Consider the following 14,597-nt stretch of genomic DNA (forward strand, 5'->3'; position numbering starts at 1 on the left):
TAATAAAATTTTATAGTTTTTTTAAATACAAAAAAACTATGAAAGCGCAATATATCTTGTATTATGAGAGAATAATTTTTGTTTTTTAGCATAGAATATACGCAAGGGGTAATCTTGACATAAGTTTAAAATTACTATACAATAATAACAAATACTGGTTTATCATATTCAAAAAAATTACAGTGAGAATAGTATGACACCTTTCTACGCGAAGTGTTTTTATAGAGAGAATAGCGAGGAGGTGTTTATATGGTAGTAGGAATACTTATAGGAATAATAATATTAGGAGTAGTAGGTTTTATTCAATACACTCTTATACAAAAAGCTTCAAAAAATAGGGTGGAAAGCTTAGAAAAAGAAGCTAATTTAACACTTGAGGAGGCTAAAAGAGAAGCTGAATCAATAAAGAAAGAAGCCATATTAGAAGCTAAAGAAGAGGTGCACAAACTAAGAGAAGATCTTGATAAAGAAACTCGTGACAGAAGAAATGAGATTCAAAGGTTTGAAAGAAGACTTATCCAAAGGGAGGAGTCATTAGATAAAAAAGGTGAAATGCTTGAAAAAAGAGAAGATGGCATGAATAAAAAATCTATAGAGATTCAAGAGCTTGAAGAACGTGTACAAAATTTATACGGTGAACAAAGAACTGAACTTGAGAGAATTTCAAATCTTTCAAGTGAAGACGCAAGAACATTGTTATTAGATGAAATAAGAAGAGAAATAAAACATGAATCAGCTATGCTGATCAAAGAACTTGAGACTAAGGCCAAAGAAGAAGCTGATAAAAAATCAAGAGAAATAATTACTACTGCTATTCAAAGATGTGCAGCAGATCATGTTTCTGAAACTACAGTACATGTTGTTGCTCTACCTAATGACGAAATGAAAGGAAGAATCATTGGTAGAGAAGGTAGAAATATAAGAACTTTAGAAACATTAACAGGAGTTGATTTAATAATAGATGATACTCCAGAAGCTGTTATTCTTTCAAGCTTCGATCCAATAAGAAGAGAAGTTGCTAGAATAGCTTTAGAAAAATTAATTGTAGATGGAAGAATTCATCCAGCTAGAATTGAAGAAATGGTAGAAAGAGCTATTAAAGATGTAGAAAATGACATTAAGGAAGAGGGAGAACAAGCAACTTTCGAAACTGGTGTTCATGGATTACATCCAGAAATAATTAAGCTTCTAGGAAGACTAAAGTACAGAACAAGTTATGGTCAAAATGTTTTAAAACATTCAATAGAGGTTTCATATTTAGCGGGATTAATGGCATCTGAATTAGGTTTAGATGTAAATCTAGCTAGAAGAGCAGGACTTTTACATGATATAGGTAAAGGTGTTGACCAAGAATATGAGGGACCTCATGCTGTTATAGGTGGAGAACTTGCAAAGAAATATCATGAGTCACCAGCTGTGGTAAATGCTATAGCAGCCCATCATGGTGATACAGAGATGCAAACTCTTGAAGCAGTACTTGTTCAAGCAGCAGATGCTATATCAGCAGCTAGACCTGGTGCAAGAAGAGAAACTTTAGAAGCTTATATTAAGAGATTAGAAAAATTAGAAGAAATAGCTACTTCATATGAAGGTGTAGAAAAGTCATATGCCATTCAAGCTGGAAGAGAAATTAGAATTATGGTTAAACCAGATCAAGTTGACGATGCAGGGGCAATTGAGATGGCGAGAAATATTGTTAAGAAGATAGAAGAACAATTAGAGTATCCAGGTCAAATCAAGATAAATGTAATAAGAGAAACTCGTGCAGTTGACTATGCTAAATAAATGAATATGTAAAATATATTTTGGATATAAAATGTATTGTTTTAATTAACTCTACTGAATAATTTCAGTAGAGTTTTCTTATTATTTTAAATAAAAATTAAAAATATTTTATCTATTTAAGAAGGAATTAGAGAGTTTGTATAGAAATATTATATGGTAAAGGAAACGTTAACTATTAAATGTAAACGTATCCTAAAAAGGTCTAGGAGGTTTATATAATGGAAGTATTAAAGGTATCAACTAAATCAAATCCTAATTCAGTAGCAGGCGCACTAGCAGCTATAATAAAAGAAAGAAATACTGTGGAGATACAAGCAGTAGGAGCTGGAGCTATAAATCAGGCTGTGAAGGCTATAGCTATAGCAAGAGGATTTGTAGCTCCAAGTGGAAAAGATATAGTTTGTATTCCTGCATTCACAGACATCGAAATTGATGGTGAAGAAAGAACAGCTATAAAGCTTATAATACAACCAAGATAAAGTTTATAGAGGAACTAAATTTGGTAAATAAATAGATACTGCTATTAGTATTCTAACTTATAGCAGTATTTTTTTATTGGTTTACTTTAAATAATAAAAATGATATATTGTAAGCGTAATAAAATAAATTTAAAGCAGTAAAGAGGGGATTAGATGATATTATCTAGAAAAGCACAAAACATAGGGGCATCACTAACTTTAGCATTAACAGCTAAAGCAGGTGAATTAAAAAAAGAAGGAATAGATGTAGTAAGCTTTGGAGTAGGTGAGCCAGATTTTAATACACCTAAGAATATAATAGAAGCTGCTACTAGAGCTATGGAAGAAGGAAAGACAAAGTACACAGCTACATCTGGAATAGTAGAATTAAAAGAAGCTATAGCAAAAAAATTACGTTATGATAATGGACTTAACTATGGAATTAAAAATATAATTATATCAACAGGAGCTAAACAATCTTTAGCTAATGTATTTATGGCAATTTTAAATCCAGGAGATGAGGTTATAATACCAGTACCATATTGGGTAAGTTATCCTGAATTAGTTAAATTAAGTGATGGAGTTCCTGTTTTTATAGAAACAAAAAAAGAAAATGATTTTAAAGTCACTTATGATGAATTAAAATCAGCTTTAAGTGAAAATACAAAGGCAATAGTAATAAATTCACCAAATAATCCAACAGGAACTGTATATTCAAAAAAAGATTTAGAAGTTATCGCTAAGTTTGCTAAAGAAAATGATATTATAATAATTTCTGATGAAATATATGAAAAACTTATATATGGAAAAGAAGAACATATAAGTATTGCTTCATTAAGTGAAGATGCTTTTAAGAGAACAGTAGTTATAAATGGATTTTCAAAGGCTTATGCAATGACTGGATGGAGAATTGGATATGCAGCTTGTTATAATGAAGAGCTAATTAAAGTAATGAATAATGTTCAAAGTCATATGACATCAAATACAAATAGTATAGCTCAATTTGCGGCCTTAGAAGCTTTAAATGGAGAACAAGAAACTTTAAAGACTATGGTTAAAGAATTTAGTTTAAGAAGAGAACTTATGATAGAACTTATAAGTGATATTGAAGATGTTACTTTTATAGAGCCTAAAGGTGCATTTTATGTAATGGTTGATGTGTCTAAAGTTCTAAGAAAAGCTAATATAAAAGGCTCAATGGAATTTGCAAATTTATTACTAAAAGAGGAAAATGTTGTTGTAATACCAGGTGTAGCTTTTGGAGAAGATAACTTCATACGACTATCTTATGCTACATCTAAAGAAGAAATAATTAAAGGATTAAAAAGAATAAAGAAATTTGTTAATAAATTTCTTTATTAATAGAGGTTAATCTTTTCTTAAGTTGTTGAAATTCTTTTGAAAAATGAGTATAATTAAGAAGTTAGTATTGTTAAATAACAAATAAAAGTAAAGAGGTGTTTATAATGGTAACTAAAGAAGTTATAGTTAAAAATTCAACAGGATTACATGCTAGACCAGCAACTTTACTAGTAAAAAAAGCTTCAGCTTTCAAATCAGACATAAGCTTAGAGTACAATGGAAAAAAAGCTAATGTTAAAAGCTTAATTGGAGTTTTATCATTAGGAGTTTCTAAAGATGCTAATGTTAAAGTTATCGCTAGTGGTGATGATGAAGCTTTAGCAGCTGAAGAAATAGCTAATTTAATTGAAAATTTAGAAGAGTAATCTTCGTAAAAGGATTCCTAATGGGATCCTTTTATTTTTATAATTTTATTTTTATAATTTTTTATGATTTTTCAAAAATTACAAATAAGATACGTACGTTAAAGTCTAAATTACATGAAATTTATAAATAATAACCATGAAAACACGAATAATAGATAAAAGAATGATAAATTTATTTATAATACACTTATCTTATGATATAATAAAATTAAATTAGCATTTCTACTTTAGGAGGGTACAAAGTGAAAAATTTATATAGCACACCATTGAATTCAAGATATGCATCAAAAGAAATGTCATATATTTTCTCAGATGATATGAAATTTTCAACGTGGAGAAAATTATGGGTTGCTCTTGCAGAGGGTGAAAAAGAATTAGGATTAAATATAACTGACCAGCAAATAGAAGAGCTTAAAAGTCATATTTCAGATATAAATTATGAAGAAGCAATAAAAAAAGAAAAAGAAGTTAGACACGATGTTATGAGTCATGTTTATGCATACGGACTTCAATGTCCTTCAGCAAAAGGTATAATACATTTAGGAGCAACAAGCTGCTATGTTGGAGATAACACAGACGTAATAATAATGAGAGATGCATTATTATTAATAAAGAAAAAAATTGTTGCGGTTTTAAATAATTTAAAAAGATTTGCTTTAGAATATAAGGATATGCCTACTTTAGGATTTACTCATTTTCAACCAGCACAGCTTACTACTGTAGGTAAGAGAGCTACATTATGGATGCAAGATTTAGTAATGGATATTGAGAACATAGATTTCTTATTATCAACTTTAAAATTAAGAGGAGTAAAAGGAACTACTGGTACTCAAGCAAGCTTTATGAATCTTTTTGAAGGTGATGAAGAAAAGGTTAAGGCTTTAGATAAAATCGTTGCAGAAAAAATGGGATTTAAAAAGAGTTTTGGAGTTACAGGTCAAACTTATCCAAGAAAATTAGATTCTATAATTTTAAATACATTATCAGAGGTTGCACAAAGTGCATATAAATTCTCTAATGACTTAAGATTACTTCAAAGTATGAAAGAAATAGAAGAACCATTTGAAAAGAATCAAATAGGATCATCAGCTATGGCATATAAGAGAAATCCTATGAGAAGTGAAAGAATGGGAGCATTAGCTAGATATGTTATTGTAGATGCATTAAATCCAGCTATTACAGCTTCAACTCAATGGTTTGAAAGAACATTAGATGATTCAGCAAATAAGAGAATTGCAGTAGCAGAAGCTTTCTTAGCTTTAGATGGAGTTTTAAATCTTTATATAAATATTGCTGAGAATATGGTAGTTTATGATAAAGTTATTGAAGCGCATGTAAATCAAGAGTTACCTTTCATGGCAACTGAAAATATAATGATGGAATCAGTTAAAAAAGGTGGAGATAGACAAGAACTTCATGAAAGAATAAGAGTTCATTCTATGGATGCTGCTCAAAGAGTTAAAGGAGAAGGGCTTAATAATGACTTAATAGAAAGAATAATAAATGATAATTCATTTAATCTGTCTAAAGAAGAAATTATAGCAATAATAGATCCAGTTAAGTTTGTTGGTAGAGCTCCAAGCCAAGTTGTAGAGTTTATTGATGAATATGTAAACCCTATAATAGAAGCTAATAAGGATGCGGCTAGCTTAAGTAGTGATATAACAGTTTAATATAATGTAGAGCTATTAAAGAGAAATCTTTAATAGCTCTTTTTTAATGAAAATAATTCATGAAAAATTTTTATTTGAAGTTTTTAGGTAATCTTTTATTGTAGAAAATTTATATAAAATAAAAATTAATATTTTATAATTAGGAATAAACTTTTATGTTATATTAAATTAATTTGTTAAAAAATTAAAAAACACTTGTTTTAGATGCTTAAAGGTGGTCAATACTTTAGATAAATTATAATTAAGGAGATGGAAATTATGAATAAAGTTGATCTTGTTGGAAGAGTTGCTACTAAAATTGAAGTTAAGGAATCTAAGAAACATAAAAAATATGTTAGATTCAGAATAGCTGTTAGTAGCTTTAATGGTAAAGAAGAAACAACTACCTTTTTAAGTGTAATTACTTGGAGTAAATCTACAGTAGATTTCTTAGATAAATTTGTAAAAATAGGAGATTTAGTATCTGTAAGTGGAGAGATAGTGGAAAGTAGATACGAAAGTGAAAGTGGAGAAGTTAGATATTATACAAATATAAGTACTTCTAATATAAATCTTCTTAATAAAGCAAAAGAAAAAGATATTTCATAGTAAAGAAAAAGTGAGTATGTCAAAATAGTCAGTTCTTAAAAATATAACTTGTGCAATTTGAATAATTATTAAACCAGTAGAAAAATTAAAGTTCTACTGGTTATTTTTTGTTAAGAGTTTTTTTAATAATTTTATAAAATTATGGTTTTTATACAGTTCTTTTATTTTTCTTCTAAAAGTTTTGTAAAATAATTTCTTGGAATTATTCCTTTTTTTATACCATTTATAACAGTAAGGTATGTTGCTGCCGTATCAAATCTAGCATCATGATAGTTACCACTACCTTGAAAATACTTATTAGCAGTTTCGCTTATTTCAGAATCAGTTATATTTAAGTATTTAATTACTTCTTCAAGTTTAGGATTTTTATAATCTCCAGTAGGTCTTAATATTTTACAAATATCTTTATAATATTTCATAGTACAAAATACATTATTAGGTTCAAAGAATTCTCCAAGACCTAGTAATTCATGTTTTAAGAATTTAATATCAAACTGAACGTTATGACCTATTATAAAATCTGCTTCTAAGAAGTCATTTATGAAATCAGCATAAAGATCTTCAAAATACATTCCTTCACTTAATTCATATAATTTTTCTAAAGAAAAGCCATGGATTCTTTCAGCTTCTGGTTCCATTTCATCGACTGTAAAGAATACATTTTTTCCTATTGTTTTTTGAGGTTTAGTTGAAGTATCTACAAGGATATAACTAAGTTGACATATACTTCCGGGTTTGACTCCTGTAGTTTCTGTATCAAAAAAAAGTAATTTCATTATTTAAAGCCTCCCATATTCTAATGTCCATATAATAGTATAAACTAAAATTTTTATTAATAAAATCTAATTTAAAATTTATACATTATAGATTATAGAAATTTTGATTATAAAATATTAATATTTAAGAATTATATTTAGTATTCTTAAATATTAATATATAAACAAATGAAAATCAAGTTTGATTATTATAGCTGTATTATTCTAAAGGAGTGATTATTTTGAAGAAAACCTATATATTAGATACCAATGTATTGCTATATTCACCAGGAGCTATATATTCATTTTCAAATAATAATATTATTATTCCAGAGGTGGTTCTAGAGGAATTAGACAATATTAAAAAAATGAATAATGATTTAGGAGCAAATGCTAGAAATGTCGCAAGAGAATTAGATAAGCTTAGATTGAGTGGCTCATTAAGTGAAGGAGTTGATTTACCTAAAGGCGGAAAGCTTAAGGTTGTTACTAACTTTTATAATACTGAAATACCAGAATCATGGAATATAAGCAAGCCTGATAATAGAATAATACAAATTTGCAAAGCATTAAAGGAAAAGGGTGAAGATGTTTGTTTAATAACTAAGGATATATTTGAAAGAATAAAGGCTGATACTGTTGGAATAAAATCAGAGGATTTTTATGAGGTTGTAGTTCCAGAATTTGAAGAACAATATAGTGGAAGAATGGAAGTTTACACAAGTTCTGAATGCTTAAGCAAATTCTTTAAAAATAAATTTATGGAGAAAAAAGATTTAACATTCTATGATGAAGAAAATAAATGCTATGTGGAACCGAAATTAGAGATTAATCAATTTTTAATAATACACTGTAATGATAATGATAAACAAACTGCATTGGGAAGATTTAATGGAAAAGTTATAAGGCCTTTACTTTATAAAGATAGCAATAATATTATGGGAATAAGCCCTAGAAATGTTGGACAAAAATTTATGCTAGAATGCTTGAGTATTGATGCCAAAAAGGCACCTTTAGTAATTATAAAAGGACCAGCAGGGACAGCAAAAACTTTATTTTCATTAGCTGTGGGATTACAAAAAATATTAGAAGAGGAAAGTGGCCAATATAGAAGAATTCTAGTTTGTAGACCAAATGTAACAATGGATGAAGAAATAGGTTATTTACCAGGAAGTGAGCAAGAAAAAATAGCTCCGTTTATGAGACCTATATATGATAATCTAGAAATTTTAATAGATTCAGATGAGAATGAAAGATATTCAAATGAGAGAGAGTTAAATGATAAAATAGAGGAACTTTTTGAAAGAAAGATAATAACAACAGAGGCTGTGGCATATTTAAGAGGAAGAAGTATAATAAAGAATTGGATTATAATAGATGAAGCTCAAAATCTAACACCTAAGCAGGTTAAAGCTATTATAACAAGGGCTGGAGAAGGATCAAAAATAATATTAGTTGGAGATCCAGAGCAAATAGATCAAGCTTTCTTAGACTCAAGAAGCAATGGACTTTGTTATGCTTCAGAAAAGATGAAAGGAAGTCCTCTTTGTTATCAAGTTACATTAAAATATGACGAATGTGAAAGAAGTGAATTGGCTTATGAAGCTGCAAAAAGATTATGATATTTATTAAAGTTTTAAGAGGTTTATTACTCCTAAATAGGGAGGAAAAAACCTCTATTTTTATATGTTTATAAAAATAGGTTAAGTAAAATGTTAAAATTAATAAATTATTAAGTTTACTACATAATAAATTCAAGAAATTTATGATATAATTTAAAATACAAAATAAGGAGGTCTTAATTATGCAATTTTTATTAAAAGCGTTTCTTAGTATTCCAGCAATATTAATAGCTTTTTCAGTTAAAGAATACACTCGTGCCAAAATGGCAGATAAATTAGGTGATAAATCACCAAGGTTTAAAGGAGAATTAACCTTAGATCCATTAAAGCATGTTGATATAGGTGGTGCAATAATGATGGCTTTTTTTGGATTTGGTTGGAGTAAATCTGTAGAGATAAATAAATATGCATTTAAAAATCCAAAGAAGGATGCCCTTAAAGTTAACATAGCTGCATGGCTTTCAAACTTAGTTGTTGCTATAATTGGGGTAATACTTACAAGTTTATATTTGAGGTTTTTTGGTTTAAGAGGAGATTTTTCTCAAATTATATTTTTAATATTACAATATATAATAATTTTAAATGTAAATTTCTTTGTATTTAATATATTACCACTTCCAGGACTTGATTGTTTTAGAATTTTAGAGGACCTTAAACCTCAATTATTCTATAAGTTATCTGAAATAGTATATCAATATTATTATTTTATACTTATAGGTATAATACTTCTTGGAAGATATGTATTAGCTATACCATCTCAATTGGTTATGACTTTTGTATATTCTATAGGTTTATTTATTTAATGATAATTTGAAATTTACAATACTTTAATTAGATTAGGTTCATAATTAGAAAATAAATTTTGATTTATAAGTTATTTTTTAATTTAGTATCTAATCTAATTTTTTTATGCAAAGATAATTGAAATAAAATGTAAAAATATGGTAATATATAGAGGGGTGAGAATATGATAAAAATGTCTAAAAAAATAAAAATAATTTTAGCTTCTCTACTAATTGTTTTTTCTGTTTTGGTAATAAATAGTATTACAGCAAATAATATTGTAACAACAAAGGGGGCTAGCATTGAGGAAAAAGAAGTAATTAAGGAGAATGATAAAAAGGGATTTTTTGATATGTTTAGCTTAGGAAAAAAGATTAATATAAGTGCTGTAGGAGACATAATGTTACATGATGAGCAAATATGGTCTGCATATAATAAAGAAAATAAGACTTATGATTTTATGAATAATTTTAAGTATATAAAGCCATTTATAGAAAAAAGCCATATAGCTTATGGAACAATTGAGGGAACTTATTCTGGAGAAGAAGAGGGGTATTCTGGGTATCCTAATTATAATGGGCCAGATTCCATGATAGATGCATTAAAAGATACTGGTTTTGATATTATAAATGTAGCAACAGATCATTCTTTAGATAAAGGTCTAGAAGGAGTAAGTAAAACAGGAGAAAAAATAGATAAAGAGATGACTTCTATTGGAAATAAAAAGTATATTATTAAGAAAGTAAAGGGAGTAGAAATAGGATTTACTTCTTATACTTATGAGAGTAGGGAAGGAGAGTTAAATGGTAATAAAATTCCTGAAGATATGAATTTAAATACATTTTCATATAATAAATTAGATAATGGATTAGAGGAAATGAAAACCTTAGTAGAAGAGATGAAGAATGATGGAGCTGAGTTTATAGTTTTTGGGATGCATTGGGGTGTAGAATATAATACTGAGCCTAGTAAATATCAGATGAAAATAGCAGAAGCCTTAAATGAATATGGAGTTGACTTAATATTAGGAAGCAATCCTCATGTTATACAACCTATAAAAGAAATTCAAGGAGAATATGGACATAAAACTTTAGTAGCTTATTCTTTAGGTAATTTTATATCTAATCAAAGGTTGGAAACTATGGGAGATAGAAGAACAGCTGATGGTATTATACTTAATTTAACTTTGAATAAGAGTAGAAAAGGGGTAAAAGTAGAGGAATGGAGTTATACTCCAACTTGGGTATATAAGATTCAAAGAGAAAATAAAAAATCAGATTATTATATATTACCAGTTGAAGAAACTTTAAAGAGTGAAGAAGGTAAAAAGTTAGATAAGCAAATTTTAAATGAGTTAAATAAATCTTTAGAATCAACTAAATCTATAGTAGAAAAATAAATCTTAGAGAAAAGTATTTTCATTTAAACTTAAAGAAAGTTAGGTTTGTAAATTTAAAAAAAGTTTATGGGCAATTATTCTCCCATAAACTTTTTTATTTAGGCTTTTTCAATAATTAACTCTTTATTATACACTTCTTCAAAGGCTTTAGAACTTCTTCTAGCTTGACGAAGCTCTAATTCTAAATCATATTCAGAATAAAGTTTTAAATGTACTGTATCTTCTTTAAGTATTATATCAACATTTTCTACATGGCCAGTTAAACCTCTGTCTAAGCCTTCAGCAAGCTTAAGAATCACTCCTAAATACTCAACATGTCTTACATCTAATCTATTAATTATAGTTGAATATTTGGCAATTGGTGCTTGGAAAGAGTTATTTCTATGGTAAGCAGCACATAGTGCACTTAATAATATTTCTTTATGAGTTAATCCACTTATATGAGAATTTAAAATGACATAAAATGAATGTACGTGATGATCATAATATCTTATACTTATACCACAATCATGAAGCAAGGAGGCTGTTTTTAATATATTTTTAAATTCATCTCCTAAATGATGAAGTGGTTTTAAACCTTCAAATAGTGAAAAAGCAAGTCTACACACATTTTTAGCATGAGGAATATTTATGTTTAAAGTATCCATAATTCCTTTTAAACTTGTATCTAAAATATCATCACAAGTATGGAATTTATCTGTTATATATTCATATATAAGTCCTTCTCTAAGACCACGACCACATATTATTACTTCTTTAGTATTTGTAAAACTTAGAATTTCTTTTATTAAATCTGTAGAAGCAACTATGACATCAGCTCTAGCGGGTGAAAGTCCTTCAATTTTTTTTCTTTGACGAAAATTTTTACTTTTTAGGAGATGAAACATCTCATCAATATCATAGTCATAAAGAACATAATTATGAACTATATCAATAGGATATCTCTTTCTACGTCTATCAATTTTTCCTAAGTTTCTGAAAGAACCTCCAACACCTATAACAGATTTAAATGTATTATCCTTAAGCCAATCTATTTCTTCTAGCTGTTTTTTTATATACTTAACGCAATTTGTATTATTTTCATATCCAATCATATCATTTAATTGGAATAAGGATGTTAAAGTTACATAACCAAAAGGAAAAGTAACTTCCTTATAAATTTCGTTGTTTTTTAACCAACATAAGTGAGTATTATTTCCGTTTATATCTAAAAGAAGAGAATTATCCATATAAAGAGAATTTTTAGCTCCTAAAAAATTATAATGAATTTCTTCTTCATTAGATAATATTCTAAGGTCTAATCCAAGTTCTTTTTTGATTATCTCCTTAAGATTAATTTTTTCATCTACACTTTTAATACTTTCAGAACCTATTAGTATAATTTTTGATGCACCACAAGATATGCACATAGATTTAAAAGCTTTTATAGATGATATTGTAAGTTTAATTTTATCTTCGTCCAAAACAGAACAAGCGAAGAAATCAGAGCCAAGTCTTATATGCTCTTTTAATTCATCAATTATTTTAAAATATCCATATTTCTCAACTTCAGCAAGTGTTAATCTTACAGAGTTAGAACCGATATCTATTACTCCTATTCTATCCATTTCTTTTCTCCTCTAATTGTTTAAAATATAATTTGATTATAATACTGATACTATAGAATTTCAAAGAAGTTTTCAATGGATATTTAAAATAAAATATTATTAATAATAAATAAAAGATAATATTGACAGGGTTTAAGATAAAATACTATAATAAATTAAGAAAATATAATATAAAAAGTCTGTGAAGAGAAGAGTAATCTTTATGATTTCTTAAGCGAGTAAGGGATGGTGTAAGCCTTATAGAATAGTTTAGATGAAGAGAGCCTCTGAGATTGCATTTTAATAGATTAAGTATTTATTAAAGTGTCGCTTATGCGTTAAATTATAAAGTGGGTTTTTAACCAATTAGAGTGGTACCGCGGATATATCCGTCTCTTTGTTACAAAGAGGCGGTTTTTTATATTGTAAATAAATTTATATTTTGGCAATAATGTCATTATAAGACATGTTTTAAAATAAGATAAAATAAGGAGGACAATTATGGATTACAAAAAGTTAGTTGCAGAAAGAATTAAAGAACATGTTGATCTAGAATTAGAAAACATAGAAAAACTTATAGAAATACCACCTAAGCCAGAGATGGGAGACTTTGCATTCCCTTGCTTTCAGTTAGCAAAGGTTATGAGAAAAGCTCCTAATATGATAGCAGCTGAATTAGCTGAGAAAATAAATAAAGAGGGATTTGAAAGAGTAGAGTGTTTAGGACCTTACTTAAACTTCTTTGTTGATAAAGTAGTTTTCTCAAAAAATATAATAACCAAAGTTTTAGAAGAAGGAGATAAATATGGTTCTTCTAAAATAGGAGAGGGAAAAAATGTTGTAGTTGAATATTCATCACCTAACATAGCTAAGCCTTTCCACGTTGGACATTTATTCACAACAGCTATAGGACATTCATTATATAGAATGTTAAATTTTGAAGGATATAATCCAATAAGAATAAATCACTTAGGAGACTGGGGAACTCAGTTTGGTAAATTAATCTCAGCTTATAAAAGATGGGGAAATGAAGAAGCTTTAGAAGAGGAGCCAATAAATGAACTTTTAAGAATATATGTTAAATTCCATGATGAAGCTGAAAATAATCCAGAACTTGAAGATGAAGGAAGAATGTACTTTAAGAAGCTTGAAGATGGAGATCAAGAAGCGGTAGCCCTATGGGAAAGATTTAAAGACTTATCTTTAAAAGAGTTTAATAAGATATACGATATGCTAGGTGTAGATTTCGATTCTTGGGCTGGAGAAAGCTTCTACAATGATAAAATGGATACAGTAGTAGAAGAACTAGAAAAGGCTAATATATTAACTGAGAGTAATGGTGCTAAGGTTGTAATGTTAGATGAGTATAATATGCCACCTTGTATAGTTGTTAAATCAGATGGAGCATCAATATATGCCACAAGAGACTTAGCAGCAGCTAGTTATAGACATAAAACATATAACTTTGATAAATGTATATATGTAGTTGGTAAAGATCAAATATTACACTTTAACCAAGTGTTCAAAACATTAGAATTAGCAGGTAATGAATGGGCTAAAAACTGTGTACACATTCCATTTGGATTAGTTAAATTTGCAGATAGAAAACTTTCAACAAGAAAAGGTAATGTAGTTTTACTTGAAGACTTATTAAACGAAGCTATAGATAAAACTAGAGAAACTATAGAAGAAAAAAACCCTTCATTAGAAAATAAAGAAGAGGTAGCTAAGAAAATAGGTATAGGAGCTATATTATTTACTTACTTAAAGAACTCAAGAGAAAGAGATATAGTCTTTGATTGGAAAGAGATGTTAAGTTTTGAAGGTGAAACTGGTCCATATGTTCAATACTCATATGCAAGAGCTAAGAGTATATTAAGAAAAGCTAAGGAACAAAATATAACAGCTGAGCCAGATTTTACGAAGTTAACTTCAAAAGAAGAATTTGAATTAGCTAAAACTTTAGATGGATTACAAAAGGCTGTAATTTTAGGAATAGATAAGTTAGAACCGTCAGTTGTAACTAGATATTCAATAGAAGTAGCTAAGGCTTTCAATAAGTTCTATAATAATCATACAGTTTTAAATGTAGAAGATGAAGGATTAAAAGCGGCAAGACTTGAGCTTATAAAAGCTACTGCTCAAGTTATCAAAAATGCTTTATTCTTAATAGGAATAGATGTAGTTGAAAAAATGTAATTTATAATAAAAAATAACCAAT

The 14,597-nt window shown here is 28.0% G+C and carries 12 protein-coding genes and 1 other annotated feature; of the genes, 10 read left to right on the plus strand and 2 right to left on the minus strand.

Features of this window, described 5'->3' with window-relative positions; all coding sequences use genetic code 11:
- Positions 1–249: 249 nt before the first annotated feature.
- The 6 genes from rny (at position 250) to Q1J60_RS10905 (ending at position 6,231) form a co-directional block, all read left to right on the plus strand.
- A complete protein-coding gene (gene rny / locus Q1J60_RS10880; protein WP_300262078.1) occupies positions 250–1,785 on the plus strand; it encodes a ribonuclease Y in 1,536 nt (511 codons plus the stop codon).
- A gap of 218 nt (positions 1,786–2,003) precedes the next feature.
- Positions 2,004–2,264, plus strand: coding sequence for a stage V sporulation protein S (locus Q1J60_RS10885; protein ID WP_003459803.1), 261 nt, complete (start codon positions 2,004–2,006; stop codon positions 2,262–2,264).
- A gap of 153 nt (positions 2,265–2,417) precedes the next feature.
- A complete protein-coding gene (locus Q1J60_RS10890) occupies positions 2,418–3,605 on the plus strand; it encodes a pyridoxal phosphate-dependent aminotransferase (protein WP_300262081.1) in 1,188 nt (395 codons plus the stop codon).
- 104 nt (positions 3,606–3,709) lie between these two features.
- Positions 3,710–3,970, plus strand: coding sequence for an HPr family phosphocarrier protein (locus Q1J60_RS10895; protein ID WP_300262084.1), 261 nt, complete (start codon positions 3,710–3,712; stop codon positions 3,968–3,970).
- 242 nt (positions 3,971–4,212) lie between these two features.
- Entirely contained in the window at positions 4,213–5,643 is a 1,431-nt protein-coding gene (purB, locus tag Q1J60_RS10900; RefSeq protein WP_300262087.1) for an adenylosuccinate lyase, read from the plus strand.
- Positions 5,644–5,901: 258 nt separating this feature from the next.
- A complete protein-coding gene (locus tag Q1J60_RS10905; protein WP_300262090.1) occupies positions 5,902–6,231 on the plus strand; it encodes a single-stranded DNA-binding protein in 330 nt (109 codons plus the stop codon).
- 161 nt (positions 6,232–6,392) lie between these two features.
- Here Q1J60_RS10905 and Q1J60_RS10910 read toward each other — a convergent pair whose 3' ends face one another.
- Positions 6,393–7,007 carry a 3'-5' exonuclease gene (locus tag Q1J60_RS10910; RefSeq protein WP_300262092.1) on the minus strand — a complete coding sequence of 205 codons (615 nt, stop codon included), beginning with the start codon at positions 7,005–7,007 and terminating at the stop codon, positions 6,393–6,395.
- A 221-nt stretch (positions 7,008–7,228) separates the two neighbouring features.
- Between Q1J60_RS10910 and Q1J60_RS10915 the strand changes: the two genes are divergently transcribed.
- The 3 genes from Q1J60_RS10915 (at position 7,229) to Q1J60_RS10925 (ending at position 10,790) form a co-directional block, all read left to right on the plus strand.
- Positions 7,229–8,608 carry a PhoH family protein gene (locus Q1J60_RS10915; protein WP_300262094.1) on the plus strand — a complete coding sequence of 460 codons (1,380 nt, stop codon included), beginning with the start codon at positions 7,229–7,231 and terminating at the stop codon, positions 8,606–8,608.
- 182 nt (positions 8,609–8,790) lie between these two features.
- Positions 8,791–9,411 (plus strand): site-2 protease family protein, encoded by a 621-nt coding sequence (locus Q1J60_RS10920; protein WP_300262097.1) that lies wholly within the window; start codon positions 8,791–8,793, stop codon positions 9,409–9,411.
- Between the two features lie 164 nt (positions 9,412–9,575).
- On the plus strand, positions 9,576–10,790 hold the full coding sequence (locus Q1J60_RS10925; RefSeq protein WP_300262100.1) for a CapA family protein: 1,215 nt from the start codon (positions 9,576–9,578) through the stop codon (positions 10,788–10,790).
- 98 nt (positions 10,791–10,888) lie between these two features.
- On the opposite strand, the gene Q1J60_RS10930 is transcribed toward Q1J60_RS10925, so the two are convergent.
- On the minus strand, positions 10,889–12,397 hold the full coding sequence (locus Q1J60_RS10930; RefSeq protein ID WP_300262103.1) for a Ppx/GppA phosphatase family protein: 1,509 nt from the start codon (positions 12,395–12,397) through the stop codon (positions 10,889–10,891).
- Positions 12,398–12,569: 172 nt separating this feature from the next.
- Positions 12,570–12,776 (plus strand) — a binding site (T-box leader).
- Between the two features lie 101 nt (positions 12,777–12,877).
- On the opposite strand from Q1J60_RS10930, the gene argS reads away from it, so the two are divergent.
- Positions 12,878–14,575 (plus strand): arginine--tRNA ligase, encoded by a 1,698-nt coding sequence (argS, locus tag Q1J60_RS10935; protein ID WP_300262106.1) that lies wholly within the window; start codon positions 12,878–12,880, stop codon positions 14,573–14,575.
- Positions 14,576–14,597 lie beyond the last annotated feature (22 nt).

The sequence above is a fragment of the Clostridium sp. genome (genome assembly GCF_029258205.1).
GTDB lineage: Bacteria > Bacillota > Clostridia > Clostridiales > Clostridiaceae > Sarcina.

Coding starts and splice junctions, on each gene's coding strand:
- rny (WP_300262078.1), top strand. CDS start 250: ATGGTAGTAGGAATACTTATAGGAATAATAATATTAGGAGTAGTAGGT.
- Q1J60_RS10885 (WP_003459803.1), top strand. CDS start 2,004: ATGGAAGTATTAAAGGTATCAACTAAATCAAATCCTAATTCAGTAGCA.
- Q1J60_RS10890 (WP_300262081.1), top strand. CDS start 2,418: ATGATATTATCTAGAAAAGCACAAAACATAGGGGCATCACTAACTTTA.
- Q1J60_RS10895 (WP_300262084.1), top strand. CDS start 3,710: ATGGTAACTAAAGAAGTTATAGTTAAAAATTCAACAGGATTACATGCT.
- Q1J60_RS10905 (WP_300262090.1), top strand. CDS start 5,902: ATGAATAAAGTTGATCTTGTTGGAAGAGTTGCTACTAAAATTGAAGTT.
- Q1J60_RS10910 (WP_300262092.1), bottom strand. CDS start 7,007: ATGAAATTACTTTTTTTTGATACAGAAACTACAGGAGTCAAACCCGGA.
- Q1J60_RS10920 (WP_300262097.1), top strand. CDS start 8,791: ATGCAATTTTTATTAAAAGCGTTTCTTAGTATTCCAGCAATATTAATA.
- Q1J60_RS10925 (WP_300262100.1), top strand. CDS start 9,576: ATGATAAAAATGTCTAAAAAAATAAAAATAATTTTAGCTTCTCTACTA.
- Q1J60_RS10930 (WP_300262103.1), bottom strand. CDS start 12,397: ATGGATAGAATAGGAGTAATAGATATCGGTTCTAACTCTGTAAGATTA.
- argS (WP_300262106.1), top strand. CDS start 12,878: ATGGATTACAAAAAGTTAGTTGCAGAAAGAATTAAAGAACATGTTGAT.